The following is a 17,490-nucleotide window of genomic DNA, read 5'->3' as shown; positions in this document are numbered from 1 at the left end:
CCATTGGGCTCAATGCTTTCCACACCTGGACTCTTCCACTTTCCGTGCCGCCAGGTCGGTCGTCAGCCTTTCGACGAAAAGCACACAGACCGGATCTGCCATGAATCTGAATGAACTCGACCACACAGCGATCGATTTCGTCGATCCCTCAACACAATTGGGTCCGATCGTGGACACACAAGGCTTCGCAGCCTGGCGGATAACGCCCTCGACAGTCCTGATCCAGGTCGACGTCGACCTCGATAAACTGTCCGCCCCAGAACTGAGAGAACTTCTCAACTCGTACGCTGCGGAGTGGTCCCGCGTCATTCTCGACCTGTCCAACTCACTGTTCGTCGGTGCGGTCTGCCTCGAACTGTTCGCCGAACTGAACTCCCGTTCACGAGCGCACGACTTCCAGTGGTCCGTCATCGGGTCACACCCGCTTCGACGCTTGCTTCGGGCCGCACGGGCGGAAGAGGAATTTCCGGTCACCAACTCTGTCGAGGGAGCAATGCGCGCGCTCGCCGAAGCAGAAAAGTCACTCGAAGCCTCCTGACGCCAAGCCTGCACCGGCGTCGAGCGCCGCGCGCTCGCAGCGACTAAGGTTCGTCGGGCTGTCCGACGAGCTGAGAGAGACCGAGAATGACAATCGCCAAGCGCCTCGATGCCTTGCAACAGAAGCATCCGGCCCTGGGGTTCCCGATAGCGGTCCTCTACAAGTTCCTCGACGATCAAGGTGTTTATCTCGCCGCGCTGATCGCGTACTACGGCTTCGTCTCACTCTTCCCTCTTCTTCTGTTGCTCTCGACCATTCTCGGCTTCGTGCTCTCTGGCAACCCCGAGCTTCAGCAACAAATCTTGGACTCCGCTCTGCATCAGTTTCCGGTGATCGGTGACGATCTGGGCAATGCGCAACAGATCGGCGGCGGTGTCACAGGGCTGGTGATCGGAATCGTCGGTGGTCTCTACGGTGGCCTCGGTGTCGCTCTGGCTTGCCAGAATGCGATGAACACGGTGTGGTCGGTGCCCCGAAACATGCGACCGGATCCCATCCGCGGGCGTCTTCAAGGGTTACTGCTCCTGGGCACCATCGGTCTCGCGATCTTGGGGACCACCGCTGTCTCCAACATCGGCGGTGCGCTTCATCTGGGCGGTTCGTTCAGCTTCCTGTTGACCCTTGCGGTAGTCGTCTTGAATGCAGGCATCTTCATCGTCGCTTTCCGGCTCACCTGCGCCCGCCCGCTCTCGGTAGCCGATGTGGCGCCTGGAGCGATCGCCGCTGCTGTTCTCTGGCAAGCACTTCAGTCCTTCGGTGCCCTCTACGTGACCTCCGTGGTGCGGGGTGCCTCCACCACCAATGGCGTCTTTGCCATCGTTCTGGGTTTGTTGGCCTTCTTGTTCCTCGCTGCCGCCTCGATCGTCATGTGCGCGGAAATCAACGTCGTGCGAGTCGACAAACTCCATCCGCGGGCGTTGTTGGCTCCGTTCACCGACAACACCGAACTCATCGAAGGCGATCGGCGTACCTTCGCCGATCAAGCAAAAGCCCAACGCGCGGTTCCCCACGAGAACATCCATGTGACGTTCGACGGGCACACCAAACCCGACGATTCGGACTGATCTCGACCCCGATCGAGTTGGGTATTTGGTCCCCTCCTGGGTATCAGGGTGGCATTCTGCGCCGCGAATCCAGATTTAACACAGGTGTTGTCATTTCGCGCTACATCGAAGCGACGAATACATCACAGCAGGTAAACGTGCATAGTTGAACAATCACCTGCTTCCGACGGGGTCCAGGAACGGGACAAACCCGTCAAATACTGCAACTCGCCATGCATGTAATTGGAGACAGAAAAAGAAGAGCATGGCAGGATCAGGTGTGAGACCGGACTCTCGATGGGAGGGCTCGGCTCGATGGATCCAGGAGAATTTGGTTATGGCTCAGGGCAGTGTCAAGTGGTTCAACGGTGAAAAGGGCTTCGGATTCATCGAGCAGGAAGGTGGCGGACCGGATGTGTTCGTTCACTACTCGGAGATCCAGGGCAGCGGCTACAAGTCCCTCGACGAGGGCCAGAAGGTCGAGTTCGAGATCGGACAGGGCCAGAAGGGCCCCCAGGCTCAGAACGTTCGCGCCATCTGAGTTCGATCCCAGTCTGACTTCAGACTGAAAAGGCTGGACGCTGCACCGCACGGTGCCGGCATCCAGCCTTTTCTTGGTTTCAGGGCCGTCTTGGTTTACGGGTCCGGCTCGTTCCGAGTTGGCCCCGGTTACGTCGCTCGCGCCCGCTTCTTCTTGTGGGAGCTGTCGCAGAACGGCGCGATGCCGGTCCGCCCGCATCGACACAAAGCAACCGTAGAGCGCTTGTTCTCTATCGGAGTGCCGTCGTCACGGAGCAACTCGAAGTCACCACGCACCAGCAGCGGGCCGTCCGAGCAGGCGGTTATGGTGGTGTTGTTACCGGCAACACTCGGTGTTTCGGCAGATGACGATTCGGGAAACGCGGTCATATGTCCTCTTCACTTCTCGATTCGGCCACTGGCGTGCCCACTTCCATGCCTGTTCCACAGGCTCGCGGCCCATTGAGCGCCACTCTCGTTTCCATTCTGCGCTCCTCGGCCGATCCGAGGGAGCTTACGGCTGCCGCTGACGCGTACGAGGTTGCACGGTCCATCGACCCCACCTACGACATTCTTCGAGACGACGACGCTCAGTTGACTCTGACGCTCCTCTACGAGCTTCATTTGCAGGGAATCGAGAACGTCTCGGACGCGTGGGAGTGGAATCTGGACCTGCTCGCGGCGAGGTCGCGTCTCGAGACGCATTTCGAGGCCGCCATCGTGGAACTCGTGGGAAAGGTTCCGTCGTCCGGTGACGTCGTAGCCGATTTGTGGGCGATGACGGCTCCCAGTGCAGGCCCCGGTCTGGCGTCCTTTATGGCGAAGGACGCCACAATCGATCAGTTCGCGGAGGTGCTGATTCACCGTTCGCTCAATCAGCTGCGTGAAGCGGATGTGCACACCCTTGGAATTTCGCGCCTCTCCGGTGCCGTCAAAGCAGCCCTCGTCGAAGTGCAGAGCGACGAGTACGGAGGGGGCAGCGCAGAGCGAATGCATTCGCGTCTTTTTGCCGACACCATGCGGGCTGTCGGCCTTTCGGACCGCTACGGCCACTACATCGATGCTGTTCCCGCGGTAACCTTGGCGTCGTTGAATGCTCTCTCGCTCTTCGGCTTTCATCGCCGACATCTCGGAGCGCTGGTCGGGCACCTGTGCGCCGTCGAGACCACGTCGGCGCTGCCGAGCAAACGGTACAGTGCCGGCTTGCGCCGACTCGGATTCGGTTCGGACGCGACACTGTTCTACGACGAGCACGTGGAAGCGGATTCCGTTCACGAACAGATCGCCGTTCGGGAACTTGCCGGCGGTCTTGCTTCTTCGCACCCGCACCGCACTGATGACATCTTGTTCGGCGCTGCAACGTGCCTCGCGTTCGACGACCTTCTCGGCGATCACCTCACATCGAGTTGGGAGAAGGGCGAGACTTCGTTGCGCGAATGATCACGAGTTGTTCGATTTCCTGACCGGTGGTGATCAACCCTCGTGCCTCGAGCATGGTGCGCCTCTCGCGCATCACGGGCCCGAAGGGAATGTACTTCCGGGCCGAGATCTCCACGGCCATACCGTGTTCCTCGAGTATCGCCCCGGTCTTGTCGACCCCACACAGTACCGACTGCAGAAGAAGTAGTGTGCCGCCGGGGACGAGTACCTCGTGAACGGTGGCCGCGATTCTGTCGATGAGGGCGCGTCCGTCCTTGCCTGCGTCCCAAGCCCGTTCGATTCCAGCGGTAGGTAGATCGTCTGCCAGTGCAGGGACGTACGGCGGGTTGGAGATCACCAGATCGAAGAGTTCGCCGTGTACCGCCTCGGTGAGGTCGCCGCGACGGGAATCGATCAAGGTTCCGTTGAGGATTCCGTTGAGACGAGCATTGGCACATGCTCGGCGAGATATGTCGACCGCGACGACGTGGCCTGCACCAGCCGCCGATGCCGCGACGGCGAGGGCGCCGGTCCCCGTGCACAGATCCAGGACCCGGCTGCGAGCGGTGAGGTGCTCGAACAGCAGCGCATCCGCCAGTAACGACGTGTCATGTTGCGGTCGATACACACCAGGTAGTCGCAGGATCATCATCGGCTCCTCTTTTTCAGGCGACATCGCACATCGCTGCGTGCGGCTACCCAGGAACCTCGGATTTCATGCGAACATCGCAGCATCGACTGCCCGGAACGGTTACATCGTCGCAGTTTGCGGAGTAGACCTGAGTCATGACAGGCAATGCGGACGCTCCTCAGGTAGCCGCGGCGTTTGCTTCCGCAGCAGATTCGCTCGACACACTCGCCGAAGCGATTGCCGGACTCCGGTCCAGTCTGAACACGGACGAGCATCTCGACTCCATGCTCCAACGTCTGGCCGAGACCGCGGTCAAAGCACTGCCTGACGCCGATGCTGTCAGCGTGACGGTGTTGTCCACCGATGGCCCACGAACTGCTGCGTCCACCGCGGACTACCTTTCCGAGATAGATGACGCCCAGCACTCCGCTGATCGTGGTCCGTGCGTTGACGCCGCGCGCACGGTGTCCTCGGTTCGGGCAAAGGTGGGTGATCACGTCGACGAATGGCCGGAATTCACCGACGAAGCCCGCAAACAAGGCGTCCGGTCCTACTTGTCCGTGCCGATCACCATGGGCGAAGGGAACACCGAGCTGCTCGGCGCTTTCAACGTCTACGGATTCGCCTCGACAGAGTTCAAGGCCTTCGACGAAGAGTTGATGAAATTGTTCACCGCCGGTGCGGGCGCGGCGATCGCAGATTCACGACGCTGGCGTCAAGCACACGAGCACATCGCACAGTTGCACTGCGCCATGGAATCTCGGGCCGAGATCGAACAAGCCAAAGGTGTCCTGATCGCCGTCCACGGCATCGACGCCGAGGAAGCATTCAGCCGTCTTGTGCAGCAATCGCAGAACACCAACGTGAAACTGCACGAGGTTGCCCGGATGCTCATCGATTCGGTGCGCCACCGCCGGCTCTGAAGATTCTTCGGTGCAAAACCCCGTTTTGCACCCGAAAGCACAGTCGCAAAACCCCGTCTTGTACCCCGAAGTCACAGTTCCCAAACGCATCCAGAGATGTTTCACCGAAACAGTTTTCGACCTGCGTGACTGCTGGCGGTCGAGCGGCGGCACTCGTCCGAAATGTGGTTATCTGTTGAGAACCGGGACGAAAGAAGACCCGACCGTACCAGGGTGAGGAAAGGATCGTCACTGTGCCAATCGACCAGGTTCTTGTCGTAGTTCCCGCCCACAACGAAGCCGAAGACCTCCCCAGTTGCCTTCGCGCACTCGCAACAGCGGCGTCGGCTTGCGTTGTCCCCGTCCGACTGGTTGCCGTCCTCGACAACTGTTCGGACGGAACCGCCGGTGTCATCCCCGACGGGGTCGAAGTACTCCGCGTCGAGCACCAGAACGTCGGACGTTCGCGAGCGACGGGCTTTTCCGAGTTCGGCCGAGAGTTGGGAGCTTCGGCGTGGTTCACCACCACCGATGCAGATTCGGTGGTCGGCCCCACCTGGATTGCGCGCCAATTGGAGTATGCGCGTACTGCGGACGTCGTCGCGGGAACCGTACGCATCGCGGATTGGGAAGGCCATCCACACTCCGTTCGCGAACGATACGAACGTATGTACCACGCACATCCATATGGTCGACACGGTCACGTCCACGGGGCCAACCTCGGTGTCCGCGCGGATATGTACTGGAGCGTCGGAGGATTCTCCGATCTCGAAGAAGACGAGGACGTCGATCTCGTCCGGCGGTTGAGCGAGGCTGGTGCCTGTATCGCGTGGGCAGAAGACATTGCGGTCACCACGTCTGCGCGTCTCGACGGCCGAACTCCGGGCGGCTTTGCCGGACATATCCGTAACCTGGGTTGTACGACCGCCGATAACGAAGAAGCGGAGCTGGCACGATGAAACGACTACACACACTCCTGGACGCAGGTGGACTGTACTTGCCGCTTCCCGGCGGCGGCGCGACAGCCGCGCGGTGGACCTCCCTGGCAGAGCTCACGCGCGAGAATGTGGTTCTCGGGCGGATGGCTGAGGCTCACACCGATGCCGTCGCGATACTCACCGAACTCGACGGGCCGGATCCCGAACCCGGGCAGCTGTGGGGAGTGTGGGCGGCCGAGCCACCCGAACCGGTGGTGAATGCGTCTGAGCACGTAGGGATCTGGACGCTCACCGGCCGCAAATTGTGGTGTTCCGGTGCCAACACCTGCACGCATGCACTGATCACCGCCTTGGTCGACGGAGTACCCTCACTCTTCGCAGTTGAGCTCGGACTACCTGGGGTGCATCCCGTTCCCGATTCGTGGAAGGCCGTCGGTATGGCCGAAAGCGACTCCAGCGCGGTCGACTTCGACATGGTTCCGGCGATACCGGTCGGGACGGCAGGCGCCTACCTGAGCAGGCCGGGGTTCTGGCACGGCGCGATAGGCGTGGCTGCATGTTGGTACGGCGGTGCCTGCGGCGTTGCAGATCCGTTGTACGACAAGGCTGCAAGCAGCGACGATCCCTACCTACTCGCCCACCTCGGCGCGGTCGATGCGGCGCTGGCCGCAGCGCGCAACGCGCTCGCAGTCGCGGCGGCGGAGATCGACGCCGATCCTTTCGATGAAAATGCCGAGGCCATGCAGCGGGCACTCCGTGTGCGGGCAATTGTCGAGCGCGCCGCCACCGAGACCCTGGATCGGGTGGGACGCGCTCTCGGCGCCGCACCGCTCTGCATGGACGCCGAGCATGCCGCGCGGGTAGCCGACCTCACCGTCTACTTGCGGCAGAGCCACGCCGAGAAGGATCTCGCCGAACTGGGCCGGATTGCGGCCAAGGGGAAACGGCCGTGGTGAACTCGAAACTGTTCGCGCAGAAGCCTGTCGACGATGGCGGCACTCCCGAATCGACATGGCAGGAGTGGGGACGCAGCTTTCCGGAACTGGATCTCACCGGGTGCTCGCGATTGATCGTCGTCGCTCCCCATCCCGACGACGAAATACTCGGACTGGGTGGAACTGCTCTTCTCGCAACGCTTTCCGGCATCGACGTTCACGTGGTGTCTGTCACCGACGGTGGAGCCTCACATCCCGATTCACCAACAGTGACTCAGCCTGAGATGGAACATCTCAGGCGGTCCGAGTCGGATCGAGCAGCGCGTGCACTCGGAATTCCCGCACCGGTTCGATTGAGCCTTCCAGACGGGAAGATCAGCGAGAACCGACAGGAGTTGACCGACCGTCTCAGCTCGATTCTCGGTGATTCCTCGACGGGTACCTGGTGCGCCTCGACATGGCGCGGGGACGGCCACCCCGACCATGAAGCCACCGGGGAGGCAGCGGCGAAGGCCTGCGCGGACACTGGATCACGATTGATCGAGTACCCCATCTGGGCGTGGCATTGGGCTGAGCCGGATCATGCAGCAGTCCCGTGGGAAAGGGCCAGAAGAGTGGCCTTGCCCTCCGACGTTCAGGCTGCAAAATCCGCTGCTGCCAATGAGTTCACTTCACAGATCGCCCCGCTTTCCGACCATCCCGCGGATGCCCCCATCCTCCCCCGACATGCGATGGAACGACTACTGCGACCGTACGAAACGGTGTTCGTATGACCGATCGTGAGCTTCCCGCGGACTACTTCGCCAAGATGTATGCGGCGCAATCCGATCCGTGGGACTTCGAATCCCGGTGGTACGAGCAGCGAAAGTACGCGCTCAGCGCCGCGATGCTCCCCAAACCTCGATACCGTCGCGCATTCGAACCAGGATGCTCGATCGGGGTTCTCACCGAGAAGTTGGCAGAGCGCTGCGACAGCGTTCTCGCCACCGACATCGTCCCGGCCGCACTCGAGAGCGCCCGTGCGCGGCTTACCGGACGTGATGCCGAATTTCGTCTGTGGGCGTTGGGTGACGACTGGCCCGACGAGACTTTCGACCTCGTCGTCATCAGCGAGGTCGGCTACTACCTGACCTTCGAAAAGCTGATCGAGGCAATGCTGCACGTCGTCGAGCATCTCGAGCCTGGTGGAACGCTGCTGTGCGCCCATTGGCGTCACGTCGTACCGGAGTATCCGCAGAACGGTGACGCCGTTCATTCGGCTGTGCGCCAGACACCGGGGTTGGCGCAGTTCGCGTCGTACCAGGACGAGGACGTGCTGATCGATGTCTTCGTGAAGGGTCCGCCGTCACCACCATCGGTAGCGCGTTCCGAAGGTCTGATCTAGAAGACCTGTGCGCGGTTGAGGAGTGTGGGGACTCCTCAACCGCGCACAGGGGTCAGTCTCGCTTCTCCAACGCGAGGTCCGTATCCGAGTGCAGTTCACCGACTTCGGTCTTGAGGATCCGCATCGACCTGCCAAGGCCGCGGGCCGCGTCGGGCAGCTTCTTCGAACCGAACAGCACCACGAGCACTACTGCAACGATTGCCCAGTGGGTCGGGCTGAGCGCGCCCATCAGGCGGGTTCCTTGCCATCGGGGTACACCGCGTCGACCTCTACCTCGACGAGCCAACCGGCAACGGGCAGTCCGGCAACCTCGAGGGCGAAGCGGGTGGGCCGAGCGCTGTTGCGCTCGATCGGAGCGATCGGCTCGGCAGTGCCCATCGGCACCAGCTCCGTATCACCGGTGTCGAGATTGGTATTGGCGAAGAACTGGCGGTACGCGCGATTCCATCCTGTGTAGTCGGCCTTGTCCGACCCCGGCGCGTTGTCCAGGAAGACGCGCATCGTCACGACGTCTTCGAGACTCAATCCCTGGGCTTCGAGGTTGTCGCGGATCTTCTTGAGTACGTTGATGCCCTGCGCCTCGGTGACGGTGACCCCGGCAGGCAGAACTCCGCCGGAGAACTGGCCGTCGATGTACGACTCCGGCGAACCTTCCGGCGCCGCCTTGTTTCCTGCCGACGGGCCGATGCCGCTGGTCTTGTAGATCGCGGTGTCGCCGCCGATCGCGACACCCTGAGCGATCATCGGGTTTGCCTGCCCCGCTTCGAGAATCGATTTGGAGACGAACGAACTCGACGTGGTTTCGGCGTCCGCCTCATCGGACGAGCAGGCCGTGGCGAAGCCCAGTAGCGCGGTGGCGGCGAATGCCGCTGCAAGGACCTTGGTGCTGCGAGATTTCATGATGTGACCTCCAGAGAAAGTGATGGAAAACGAAGCACGTCAGGCAGTTTGCGCAACACGCTGATGCAGATGGGTGACGACGTCCTGCGCGGACGTGAAGGCCCCGTGCTGCCAGGCGATGGCGTTGGAGAGGTGATCGCCGGCGAAGTAGATCCGGTCGACGGGTTCGAGCAGCTTGGTGTACTCGGGAGTTGCCATGCCGCCGTGGGAATCTCCTGCGCCGGCCCATGATGCCCAGGCGGATTCCGAATACTTGGTGCGACGCCAGCTTCCGGAGAAGGACGACGAGATGTCGCGAGTGTATTTGTCGCCGTGGATTTCTGCGCCTTCGGCGATGGCCTTTGCCAGCCGCTGACGGTGGGTGAGCGATTCGAAAGCCTGTTGACGCTTACCCGAGCTGTAGTACGCGACCACGACGCCGCGGTCGGAGTTGTAGTGGTCGTAGGGGAACATGATCTGGGAGATGTCGCGGTCGGTGTTCGACGCGCCGCCGTAGATGCGGTCCTCCGTCTCCCACCACCGACGCGAGTATTCGATACCGAGCTTGCCCGACGACGACGGCTTGGCTGCATCCAACGCGAGCAGGATGTCGGAGGGCAGGTTGTTGTTCAGCCGCTTGATCAGGTGCGGTGGGATCGTGCAGATTGCGTAGTCGGCGGTGATCGACTTGGTTTTGCCGTCGACGACGTAGTCGACGGTGACGCCTTCCGGCACGTTCTTCATGCCGCTGACCTCGGCGCCGAACTCGATGTTGTCCATCCCGATCGCGTCCTGGAACTTGTAGTAGATCCGGTCCATGCCGCCGACGGGGGTCATCATCGTCATGGCCTGGTCGTAACCGAACTCGAAGGAGAATGCACGTCCGATGCCGCCCTGGATGACATCGCTCATCCCGAATGGTTCGATCTCGGTTCCGAAGTTGAGGCCGGCGCCCGGCTCGGCGGAGTGTCCTCGACGCGAGGATCCGACGTAGCGGCCGTCGCTGGAGAGATCACCGAAGTCGGTGAGGAAGGACGAGAGTGCTTCTTTGTCTTCCTTGCTCAAGACCTGGTCGAGAGCGCCCTGATTGGTGGCCTTCTGCAGCAGCTCGGACATGTATCCGTAGGTGTCGGCTTTGGCTGCTCGGTAGGTGATCGACTGATTCGCCAGCGGCTTGTTGCCGGTGTAGTTGACGAAGGTGTTCGCATTCTGGTTTCCGAACATCTGCAGTTCGACGCCCAGTTCGCGGCAGTAGTCGATGGTGTTGTGATTTTGCGGAATACGCGTCGCACCGAGGTTGTAGAAGTGCCCCTCGGAGAACGTACAGGTCTGTGTCTCACCGTTCAGGTCGGTTTCTTCGGTGCCGTTGCGGATCGACCACACCCGACCACCCGGCCGGTTGCGCGCTTCGAGGACAGTGACCTTGTATCCGGCCTTCTGAAGTTCGTAGGCGGAGCACAGACCGGACGGTCCACCGCCGAGGATCACGACGGAGTGATTTCCCTTGACCTTTCCGATCAGGTCACCCGCGGCAGGTGCCTGAAATCGCCTCGGCGTCGACGCCACCGCCGGCGCCAGGCCGATGGACGACATAGCACCGAGTGCCAGGCCGGCGCCGCCGGTGATTCCCAGACTGCGCATGAAAGATCTACGTGTGTATGGCATTCGAGCTCCCCAGTGTGCTCCCGGTGACCCGGGTGGTTGGTGTTGAACACAGACTTCAGGAGCGTTGGGTCCGGAACTTGACGCGCAGGAAACAGTCAGTGGGGACCGAGTGAGAAACCTGCGAGCATCAGCATCGGGCTCTCTCACCCGAGTGCGATCAGCGGAAGCATGTCCGCAATATCCGCGTTACAGAACCGGACTAGCGTGACGCGACATGTCCGCTCTCACCGAAGCTATCGCGCGGTCCTTCACCACGCGCGAGAAGCAGCCCCCCGGCGCGACCACCGCTGCGCGCGTTGGGCCGTCGGCAACTCTCGGGCGCCGAAGTGCTGGCCCAGTCGGTGGCAACCACCGCCCCTGCTGTGTCGATGGTCGTTCTGCCCGTCACCATGCTGACACACGGCCGATTGTTGAGCGGGATGATCACCATCATCGCGGCCACCGTGCTGGTGACGCTCATCGCTTTCTGCGTTTCGCAGTTCACGCGCCGAATGGCAGCATCGGGCGGGCTGCACAGCTTCGTCTTTCGTGGCCTGGGCACCCGGGCAGCATTGACCACCGGCATCGCCATGCTGGTCAAGTACGTCGGCAGCGCGGTGATGACGCTCTATCACGGAGGACAGGCCGCAATCGCATTACTCGGCTTCGCGGGTGTGCACGTGGACAAGACTTTTCACGTCATCGCGCTCTACCTTGGGATAGCCCTGCTGATTCTCGGTGCCCTCGTTCGAAGTGTCAGATTTGCTGCTCTCGCGATCCTCGTCGTCGAAAGCTGTTCACTTCTGTTCATCGTCGGGCTCATGATTCTGGGCGGTTCCGGAAGTCAACAAGCACAGATCGTTCCGCCTACCTCCGGCCACGGGCTGTTACTCACCGCCCTGGCTGCCGTGTTCGCTCTCGCCGGATTCGAGAGCGCGGCCTTCTTCGGCCCCGAATCTCGTCGACCGCTGGTAACCGTCACCCGCACAGTCCTTCTCACCCCGATCATCTGTGGATCGCTCTTCATCTTTGCGGGCTGGGCCGCTTGGTCGGGACGTAGCGACACCCTCGTCAACGCCTATCTCCACGGAACCGCGACGGGTGTGAGTCCAGGTGTCGTCATCGCGCTCAACGTCGGTCTGGGGTGCTCGTGGCTGGCGTCGTCGATGGCGTCGTCCAATGCTGCGTCGCGACTGGTCTACTCGTTCGGCGTCGAACGCCTACTCCCCCGCCGGTTCGCCTCGGTTCACAGCGCATTTCGCACGCCCTACTTCGCGCTGACCGTCGTCGTCTGCACAGTTCTGGTGGGCGGCGGAGCCTTTGCCATCCTTGGACGCGGAGAGATTTTCGACGACGTTCGACTGACGGTTCGCGGTGCCGTCATCGTTGCCTATGCACTGGTGGCGATCGCATCGGTTGTATTCCTGACGCGTATCGGAGAGCACACTCCCGGCGTTCTCGCAGCCGCGTCGTGTGGAAGTGGTGCCGGTGCGATAGTTCTCGGTTACCTCGTTTACGCCAACACGATCGACCATGCGTACGTTGCACCGATCGCTGTGCTCGTGATCCTGACCTCGGGCACGCTCTGGCAGTTCTACCTGCGACGCCGAAGCCCCAAGAGCCTGCTGCACGTCGGCGCGTTCGACAGTCCCGAAACCGAGGACGTACTACCAGGAGCTGGGGTGTTCGCCACCGACGCAGCCGGAAACATCGTGCTGGTGGGCGAGCCGACTGCCGGCGCCCGCTGATGGTGGGCCGACCACGCGACCTCGGTGGGCACGAACCCCGAGCGGTTCAGCGCGCCCTTGCCCTCCTAGAGTCGGCGGCCAGGCTCGGATCGGGAGCCACCGCCAAGGACATTGCCGCCCTTGCCGACATCCCACCTGCCACTGCGTATCGGTTGCTCAACATCCTTGTCGCCGACGGTTACCTGGTTCGGATCGCCGACCTCTCCGGCTTCGCGCTGGGCCGACGCACCCGTGAATTGGCCGGGGCTGCCGCCGAACCCACCCCCGTCGACAATTCGGTGCTCCTCGAAGAACTCCGCGAACAGCTACGGTTCGGCGTCTACCTCGCGTCGTTTGCAGAGAACAGAATTCGACTGGTCGATCGCGATCCAGACCACGAGCTCAGCGGCGAACGGACGCTGGTCACAGCCGTTCACGCGTCGGCTATCGGGAAGCTGCTCCTCGCCAGCCGACCCGAATTGGCCGAGGCCCCATTGCGAAAGGTCACCGCACACACCATCACCGACGGCGACCAGTTGGAACTCGAACTCTCTCGGATCCGGCGCGGCGAGCCCGCCCGTGAGGTCGACGAGATCCGTGTCGGACGCTCCGCCGTCGCCGTCCCGATCCACGACGCGGAAAGGTGTGTCGTCGGTGCCTTGGCTGCGATAGGTCCGACCGGCAGACTTTCCGTCGACGACGTAGACCTGGTGGCACTGTTGCGGGAGTACGCGGAACGCATCGTCGCACCGACGATGTCGAAGGCAAGCTGAAAATCAGAGACCGAACACGCGTTTGGCAAAGCCGAGGTGCTCGTCGGCCCAGCCGATGACGCCGAGCGTGGAATCGAGATTCTGCGGCGGAGTGCGCACCAAGGTGTCGAGTCGGACGAGTCGGTCGAAATCGACCTGAGCGCGGTCGAACTGGACCCCGGCCGTGACCATGATGTTCGCCAGTTCTTGCGCCATCACCCCGTACGCGACTGTCGTGGGATGAACGCCGTCGAGCGAGAAGAGGCCGCCCGACGCGCGGCCGCCGCGACCGTCGGCGGAGAGGAACAGCGAGTCCGGCACGGGTTGCAAGTCGGTCAGTGCTTTGGGGAGGGGGTACGGCGTCCACCATGATGGCCGCGCATTGACGTCGGTGACGTAGCGCCGTGAGGCCACGCGCTCGAGCAACCCGGCAATATCGCAGAGGTACCAGTCCTTCCCCACCCGACGGGCATTCGCGACGGCTTGCTCGATTCCGTCGTTGTACACATCGATTGCGGTATCGACGGCCCACGCCTGCGCGCCGGTGATGTGTTGATCGCGCTGTGGGTCGAAGTCTGTGTCGCGCACCCACGGTCGCGCGTAGTACGGGAAATAGCGGGATCCGATTTCGATCTTGCCGCCGAGCCCGTGGGCGATCGGTGCGATGGTCACGTGTGGGACGGTGCAGAGGATGACGTGCTGGGCGTTGATCTTGCGGATCGCGGCCAGCACCTCGGCGTACTCCGACGCGAAGTGCTCGGGCTGCCACACCGTGTATTCGCGCTTGCCGTCCGGGTCACGGAAGTTGTTGCCGCTCCACTCGACTCGGAGTTCGGTGACGGTGCGGAGCGCATTGTTGGCCCCGAGAAAGACGATCAGAGTTTCGATGCCTTCCTTGCCCAGTTCCGCTGCCGCGTCGAACGCCGTCATGCGCTTCTCTGCCTCGGAGCCTCGCGGCAGAACTCTCAGTGCGGCGCGTTCGCCGTTGTTCTCGACGATCTGGCTGATCAGGTCGTCGTGCGGTTCGTGCAGGGCTGCCTCACACCCATGCGCGGTCTTGGTCAGAGCGTCACGAAGATCCCACCCGTAGACCGAAAGGTTGTGATTGATCGCCGAGAACGTCGGCGCCACGCTGCCCGGCCCACGCTCCCAGTAGTCCTCCACCTGATCCATGAACCCGCGTGCAGCAAAGAGTGCGAGCGGAACCTCCCAGAGGTCGAGCCGTGGGCCGAAGCGCTCGTCGAGGGTGCGGAGCAGCAGTTCGATGTTGAGTGGGAGCCCGCCCGGACCGCCGTATCGGGGAAAGCGGAACCGCTCGAGCCAGCCCAACTGGTGAGCAATGATCGACGGATACGACAGATCGGTATTGAAGACCGCCCCGCTCTGAAATCCCTGCGACAGCGAGTCGCCGATGACCACCAACCGGTGTGGAGCATCTCCCGCAGGCGGAACTACCGGAATCCCGACTGTGGGATCGAACTGCGGAATCCTGGGTCCTCCGGCGGCTGCGGCCACGACGTCGTCGGGAGTATCGGATGGAAGTTCCACGCCCACTCACCTCCGGAAAAGTTCAGCTGGTCAGCTGATCAGTGGTGGCTTACGCCGATCGGCATTGTCCTGATCCGATTGCTTCTCTATCGACCTGACAACCTCGTCGGCCCACTGTTGATTTCGGCCGTCGAATTCTGTGCGGTCCCGGCGCGCGATACCGCGTCCGACCAGGATGGCAATCGGAATGGAACACACGACCCATACGAGTAGTACGCCTCCGACAATCCACCACATACTCAGTAATTGTGCCCGATTCGCCGACCATTGTGCTCCAGGTCGAAACTTCTGTCCGAATCGTGGCGTTCAATTGAGGTGAGCTCGCAGGTCAGTAACGATCGGCGTCGACGGTTTCGCGGACCTTACGGACCTGATTCCAACCACGAGCGGCGATGCCGAAGGCAACAAGCGACATCAGATCCGAGACCGTCAGACCGTGTTCTCGATTCAACGACCACAAGACCTGACCTTCCAGCGGGCCGTTGAAGAAGAGCCACGCCACTCCTGCGCAGACGGTCGCAACAACACTGGCCTTCGACGGCTTCATCAAGCACACGGTGCTGGTCACGAACAACAAGTTCATGAACACCAGACCGTAGAAAAATCCGATCATGCCACTCCCCCCGAAGTTGGTTCGTTCAGCTGCGGTTGAAGTTCAGGTACGCCTTCGACGGAGTCGGGCCGCGCTGGCCCTGGTACTTGGATCCGGCCTCGGAGCTTCCGTAGGGGAACTCTGCAGCGCTCGACAGCTTGAGCAGGCAGAGCTGCCCGATCTTCATTCCCGGCCACAGCGTGATCGGCAGGTTTGCGACGTTGGACAGCTCCAGTGTGATGTGGCCGCTGAAACCCGGGTCGATGAAGCCGGCAGTGGAGTGCGTCAAAAGGCCCAGGCGCCCGAGGCTCGACTTACCTTCGAGGCGGCCGGCCAGGTCGTTCGGCAGTGAGCACACTTCGAGAGTCGAACCGAGAACGAACTCGCCGGGATGAAGCACAAACGGCTCGCCCTCTGCCGGTTCAACCAGGCTGGTCAGCTCGTCCTGGCGCAGTGCCGGGTCGATGTGCGTGTACCGCGTGTTGTTGAACACCCGAAACAGACCATCCAGGCGCACGTCGACGCTCGACGGTTGCACCATGGAATCGTCGAAAGGGTCGATACCCAGACGTCCAACGGAGATTTCGGCACGGATGTCACGATCGGAGAGCAGCACAGGTAGAGGTTACCGGTTCTGCGGGCAGTGCCGACCCATCGATGGGTGCGATCACACTGTGGTTACCGAACACGATGCGCGGGTTCTGGACTCCCACGGCAGAGCCCAGCCCCACCTGTCTTGAGTTCTCCACCCCGAAAGGCGTTCCCGCGCAAAATTTTTAGACGAAACATCCGCCAATTTTGCCGACTTCGACACGCGCCTTCTCTTCAACGACGGCCAGTGATACGTCTGCTCGAATGCTCGTCTGATAATGTTCGGAAAGCACGTTGATCGGCGGTGAAAACACGTCCGGTCGGCTGCGACGCCGATGTAGTTCAATGGTAGAACATCAGCTTCCCAAGCTGAATACGCGGGTTCGATTCCCGTCATCGGCTCCACAGATTCTCCGCAGTTCAGAGTCCTTTTTGGGGCAGACGAACTTCGCTTGTTTGGGTCCCAAATCCTGTGACAGGTACACGGCAGGTACACAACCTCCTCCATTCAGTGATCAGTGAACGTGTATCCAACGCAAATGGGGGTGCTAGAGGACCGGATCTCGGAATTCTGCAGTTCATCGATGCCGTCCGACTGGTCGTGCCCCGGCCTAAATCGGTGTCCATTGCGCGCACTGTCAGGAGAGTGCTGTCGGCCTCGAAGCCGATGGTCGCCGGTACCTCGGTTCGTTTGCCGTCCATCAGTGATTCGAGCGCGACTACCAACCGATGGGGTTGGAAACTGTCTCTGCTCGGGCACCGCGCGCTTATCAGTTTTTAAAACCGATCTGCCGTAGCGCACCCGGACACCGGGGACCACAACTCACGCAAGAATGCAGGTCTTCTCACAATCACAACTGTGAAAATACCCAAGTCCGTCAAAAATCACCTTCGAAAAGCAACAAGTACGTATCCTTCCTCAGTACCGGACAGCCCTAACCGTAAGTCCCAATGCACGACCATCGGTCTGCACATTAAAAACCCTCACCAACCTACATCTTGTTCCTGCTCGGATCATCCGTGGATCGACTCATACACTCCGGATCCGGAAGAGCCGGATAAATCTCGAAGAAATACCCCAGTTTGGAGGACTGTCACATTAGCGTCGCGCTACCTTCCCGAAGATCTTAAAAAACCGGCAGGTTGGCCCCAATTCGATAGAAGGCCGTAGGTGTCCAGAGTCGAAACCTTATTACTCACAAGCATTGCAGCGTCTTCCCTGGTTATGACGTTCGGAGCTACGGCTTCTCACGCAACTCCCAAACCGGGTAACTTAGGCGGAGGCAATTTTGGTGGACCTTGGTTGGTGGACTAAAACTCCTCGAATGGCCTCGGATATCAGGACAGTCACCTCATTCGGTCCAGGCTCGCCCGCTTACATTGCAGGTCCCAATTTCGATAGCAGGGCCTCTGCCCTGTATGCAGTAGCGAATGCTGCCGGGCTCTAG

19 protein-coding genes, 1 tRNA gene and 1 pseudogene are annotated in these 17,490 nt (G+C 61.4%); 12 read left to right on the top strand and 9 right to left on the bottom strand.

The genetic code is table 11. The annotated features are described in order from the left end of the window. Positions 1–100 precede the first annotated feature (100 nt). The 3 genes from RE4_RS18275 to RE4_RS18265 all read left to right on the top strand — a co-directional run bounded on the left by RE4_RS18275 (position 101) and on the right by RE4_RS18265 (position 2,122). Entirely contained in the window at positions 101–538 is a 438-nt protein-coding gene (locus tag RE4_RS18275; protein WP_019747471.1) for an STAS domain-containing protein, read from the top strand. Positions 539–624: 86 nt separating this feature from the next. Beyond that, a complete protein-coding gene (locus RE4_RS18270; protein ID WP_003943713.1) occupies positions 625–1,602 on the top strand; it encodes a YihY/virulence factor BrkB family protein in 978 nt (325 codons plus the stop codon). 316 nt (positions 1,603–1,918) lie between these two features. Next, positions 1,919–2,122: a cold-shock protein gene (locus RE4_RS18265; protein ID WP_003943666.1), complete on the top strand. Its 204-nt coding sequence runs from the start codon at positions 1,919–1,921 to the stop codon at positions 2,120–2,122. Between the two features lie 128 nt (positions 2,123–2,250). Here the strand turns inward: RE4_RS18265 and RE4_RS18260 are convergent, their stop codons facing one another. Beyond that, positions 2,251–2,490, bottom strand: a complete 240-nt coding sequence (locus RE4_RS18260; protein ID WP_019747472.1) for a CDGSH iron-sulfur domain-containing protein — start codon at positions 2,488–2,490, stop codon at positions 2,251–2,253. Here RE4_RS18260 and RE4_RS18255 point away from each other — a divergent pair, their 5' ends adjacent. Then, positions 2,491–3,540 (top strand): iron-containing redox enzyme family protein, encoded by a 1,050-nt coding sequence (locus tag RE4_RS18255; protein ID WP_029254686.1) that lies wholly within the window; start codon positions 2,491–2,493, stop codon positions 3,538–3,540. Here RE4_RS18255 and RE4_RS18250 read toward each other — a convergent pair. Further along, positions 3,497–4,195, bottom strand: a complete 699-nt coding sequence (locus tag RE4_RS18250) for a HemK2/MTQ2 family protein methyltransferase (RefSeq protein WP_060939089.1) — start codon at positions 4,193–4,195, stop codon at positions 3,497–3,499. The genes RE4_RS18255 and RE4_RS18250 overlap by 44 nt on opposite strands. Positions 4,196–4,305: 110 nt before the next feature. On the opposite strand from RE4_RS18250, the gene RE4_RS18245 reads away from it, so the two are divergent. The 5 genes from RE4_RS18245 to RE4_RS18225 all read left to right on the top strand — a co-directional run bounded on the left by RE4_RS18245 (position 4,306) and on the right by RE4_RS18225 (position 8,309). Further along, the gene (locus RE4_RS18245; RefSeq protein ID WP_047890189.1) at positions 4,306–5,073 is read left to right on the top strand and encodes a GAF and ANTAR domain-containing protein; all 768 of its coding nucleotides are present in this window, start codon (positions 4,306–4,308) and stop codon (positions 5,071–5,073) included. Positions 5,074–5,306: 233 nt separating this feature from the next. After that, positions 5,307–6,011 (top strand): glycosyltransferase family 2 protein, encoded by a 705-nt coding sequence (locus tag RE4_RS18240; RefSeq protein WP_019747476.1) that lies wholly within the window; start codon positions 5,307–5,309, stop codon positions 6,009–6,011. After that, a complete protein-coding gene (locus RE4_RS18235) occupies positions 6,008–6,946 on the top strand; it encodes an acyl-CoA dehydrogenase family protein (RefSeq protein ID WP_021333864.1) in 939 nt (312 codons plus the stop codon). Before RE4_RS18240 ends, RE4_RS18235 begins: the two co-directional genes overlap by 4 nt. Then, complete coding sequence (locus RE4_RS18230; protein WP_020968715.1) at positions 6,940–7,698, top strand: PIG-L deacetylase family protein; 759 nt, start codon at positions 6,940–6,942, stop codon at positions 7,696–7,698. The genes RE4_RS18235 and RE4_RS18230 overlap by 7 nt, the downstream gene beginning before the upstream one ends. After that, positions 7,695–8,309 (top strand): class I SAM-dependent methyltransferase, encoded by a 615-nt coding sequence (locus tag RE4_RS18225; RefSeq protein WP_019747479.1) that lies wholly within the window; start codon positions 7,695–7,697, stop codon positions 8,307–8,309. Before RE4_RS18230 ends, RE4_RS18225 begins: the two co-directional genes overlap by 4 nt. Positions 8,310–8,361: 52 nt before the next feature. Here the strand turns inward: RE4_RS18225 and tatA are convergent, their stop codons facing one another. The 3 genes from tatA to RE4_RS18210 are packed head-to-tail and all read right to left on the bottom strand — an operon-like array spanning position 8,362 to position 10,829. Further along, a complete protein-coding gene (tatA, locus tag RE4_RS18220) occupies positions 8,362–8,538 on the bottom strand; it encodes a Sec-independent protein translocase subunit TatA (protein ID WP_019747480.1) in 177 nt (58 codons plus the stop codon). Further along, positions 8,538–9,209, bottom strand: a complete 672-nt coding sequence (locus tag RE4_RS18215) for a Rid family hydrolase (protein WP_020968713.1) — start codon at positions 9,207–9,209, stop codon at positions 8,538–8,540. Before RE4_RS18215 ends, tatA begins: the two co-directional genes overlap by 1 nt. Before the next feature lie 39 nt (positions 9,210–9,248). Beyond that, on the bottom strand, positions 9,249–10,829 hold the full coding sequence (locus tag RE4_RS18210) for a flavin monoamine oxidase family protein (protein ID WP_041814722.1): 1,581 nt from the start codon (positions 10,827–10,829) through the stop codon (positions 9,249–9,251). A 238-nt stretch (positions 10,830–11,067) separates the two neighbouring features. Here RE4_RS18210 and RE4_RS18205 point away from each other — a divergent pair. Together RE4_RS18205 and RE4_RS18200 are read left to right on the top strand one after the other, a co-directional pair. Then, positions 11,068–12,580, top strand: a pseudogene (locus RE4_RS18205) (APC family permease). Then, positions 12,580–13,332: an IclR family transcriptional regulator gene (locus RE4_RS18200; protein WP_019747484.1), complete on the top strand. Its 753-nt coding sequence runs from the start codon at positions 12,580–12,582 to the stop codon at positions 13,330–13,332. Before RE4_RS18205 ends, RE4_RS18200 begins: the two are co-directional and overlap by 1 nt. A gap of 3 nt (positions 13,333–13,335) precedes the next feature. On the opposite strand, the gene RE4_RS18195 is transcribed toward RE4_RS18200, so the two are convergent. The 4 genes from RE4_RS18195 to dcd form a co-directional block, all read right to left on the bottom strand. Continuing rightward, a complete protein-coding gene (locus tag RE4_RS18195) occupies positions 13,336–14,859 on the bottom strand; it encodes a hypothetical protein (protein WP_060939088.1) in 1,524 nt (507 codons plus the stop codon). 30 nt (positions 14,860–14,889) lie between these two features. Then, positions 14,890–15,096, bottom strand: coding sequence for a hypothetical protein (locus RE4_RS18190; RefSeq protein WP_060939087.1), 207 nt, complete (start codon positions 15,094–15,096; stop codon positions 14,890–14,892). 91 nt (positions 15,097–15,187) lie between these two features. Continuing rightward, positions 15,188–15,472 (bottom strand): hypothetical protein, encoded by a 285-nt coding sequence (locus RE4_RS18185; RefSeq protein WP_060939086.1) that lies wholly within the window; start codon positions 15,470–15,472, stop codon positions 15,188–15,190. 25 nt (positions 15,473–15,497) lie between these two features. Next, positions 15,498–16,067: a dCTP deaminase gene (dcd, locus tag RE4_RS18180; protein ID WP_019747488.1), complete on the bottom strand. Its 570-nt coding sequence runs from the start codon at positions 16,065–16,067 to the stop codon at positions 15,498–15,500. Positions 16,068–16,373: 306 nt separating this feature from the next. On the opposite strand from dcd, the gene RE4_RS18175 reads away from it, so the two are divergent. Beyond that, positions 16,374–16,447: transfer RNA gene (locus RE4_RS18175), tRNA-Gly, on the top strand. The last annotated feature ends 1,043 nt before the right edge of the window (positions 16,448–17,490 follow it).

This window comes from Rhodococcus erythropolis NBRC 15567 (assembly GCF_001552595.1).
GTDB lineage: Bacteria > Actinomycetota > Actinomycetes > Mycobacteriales > Mycobacteriaceae > Rhodococcus_F > Rhodococcus_F erythropolis.
The sequence above is the reverse complement of the archived record's forward strand: the minus strand, read 5'-3'. Positions and strand labels throughout refer to the sequence as shown.

Coding starts and splice junctions, on each gene's coding strand:
- RE4_RS18275 (WP_019747471.1), top strand. CDS start 101: ATGAATCTGAATGAACTCGACCACACAGCGATCGATTTCGTCGATCCC.
- RE4_RS18270 (WP_003943713.1), top strand. CDS start 625: ATGACAATCGCCAAGCGCCTCGATGCCTTGCAACAGAAGCATCCGGCC.
- RE4_RS18265 (WP_003943666.1), top strand. CDS start 1,919: ATGGCTCAGGGCAGTGTCAAGTGGTTCAACGGTGAAAAGGGCTTCGGA.
- RE4_RS18260 (WP_019747472.1), bottom strand. CDS start 2,490: ATGACCGCGTTTCCCGAATCGTCATCTGCCGAAACACCGAGTGTTGCC.
- RE4_RS18255 (WP_029254686.1), top strand. CDS start 2,491: ATGTCCTCTTCACTTCTCGATTCGGCCACTGGCGTGCCCACTTCCATG.
- RE4_RS18250 (WP_060939089.1), bottom strand. CDS start 4,195: ATGTCGCCTGAAAAAGAGGAGCCGATGATGATCCTGCGACTACCTGGT.
- RE4_RS18245 (WP_047890189.1), top strand. CDS start 4,306: ATGACAGGCAATGCGGACGCTCCTCAGGTAGCCGCGGCGTTTGCTTCC.
- RE4_RS18235 (WP_021333864.1), top strand. CDS start 6,008: ATGAAACGACTACACACACTCCTGGACGCAGGTGGACTGTACTTGCCG.
- RE4_RS18225 (WP_019747479.1), top strand. CDS start 7,695: ATGACCGATCGTGAGCTTCCCGCGGACTACTTCGCCAAGATGTATGCG.
- tatA (WP_019747480.1), bottom strand. CDS start 8,538: ATGGGCGCGCTCAGCCCGACCCACTGGGCAATCGTTGCAGTAGTGCTC.
- RE4_RS18215 (WP_020968713.1), bottom strand. CDS start 9,209: ATGAAATCTCGCAGCACCAAGGTCCTTGCAGCGGCATTCGCCGCCACC.
- RE4_RS18210 (WP_041814722.1), bottom strand. CDS start 10,829: ATGCGCAGTCTGGGAATCACCGGCGGCGCCGGCCTGGCACTCGGTGCT.
- RE4_RS18200 (WP_019747484.1), top strand. CDS start 12,580: ATGGTGGGCCGACCACGCGACCTCGGTGGGCACGAACCCCGAGCGGTT.
- RE4_RS18190 (WP_060939087.1), bottom strand. CDS start 15,096: ATGTGGTGGATTGTCGGAGGCGTACTACTCGTATGGGTCGTGTGTTCC.
- RE4_RS18185 (WP_060939086.1), bottom strand. CDS start 15,472: ATGATCGGATTTTTCTACGGTCTGGTGTTCATGAACTTGTTGTTCGTG.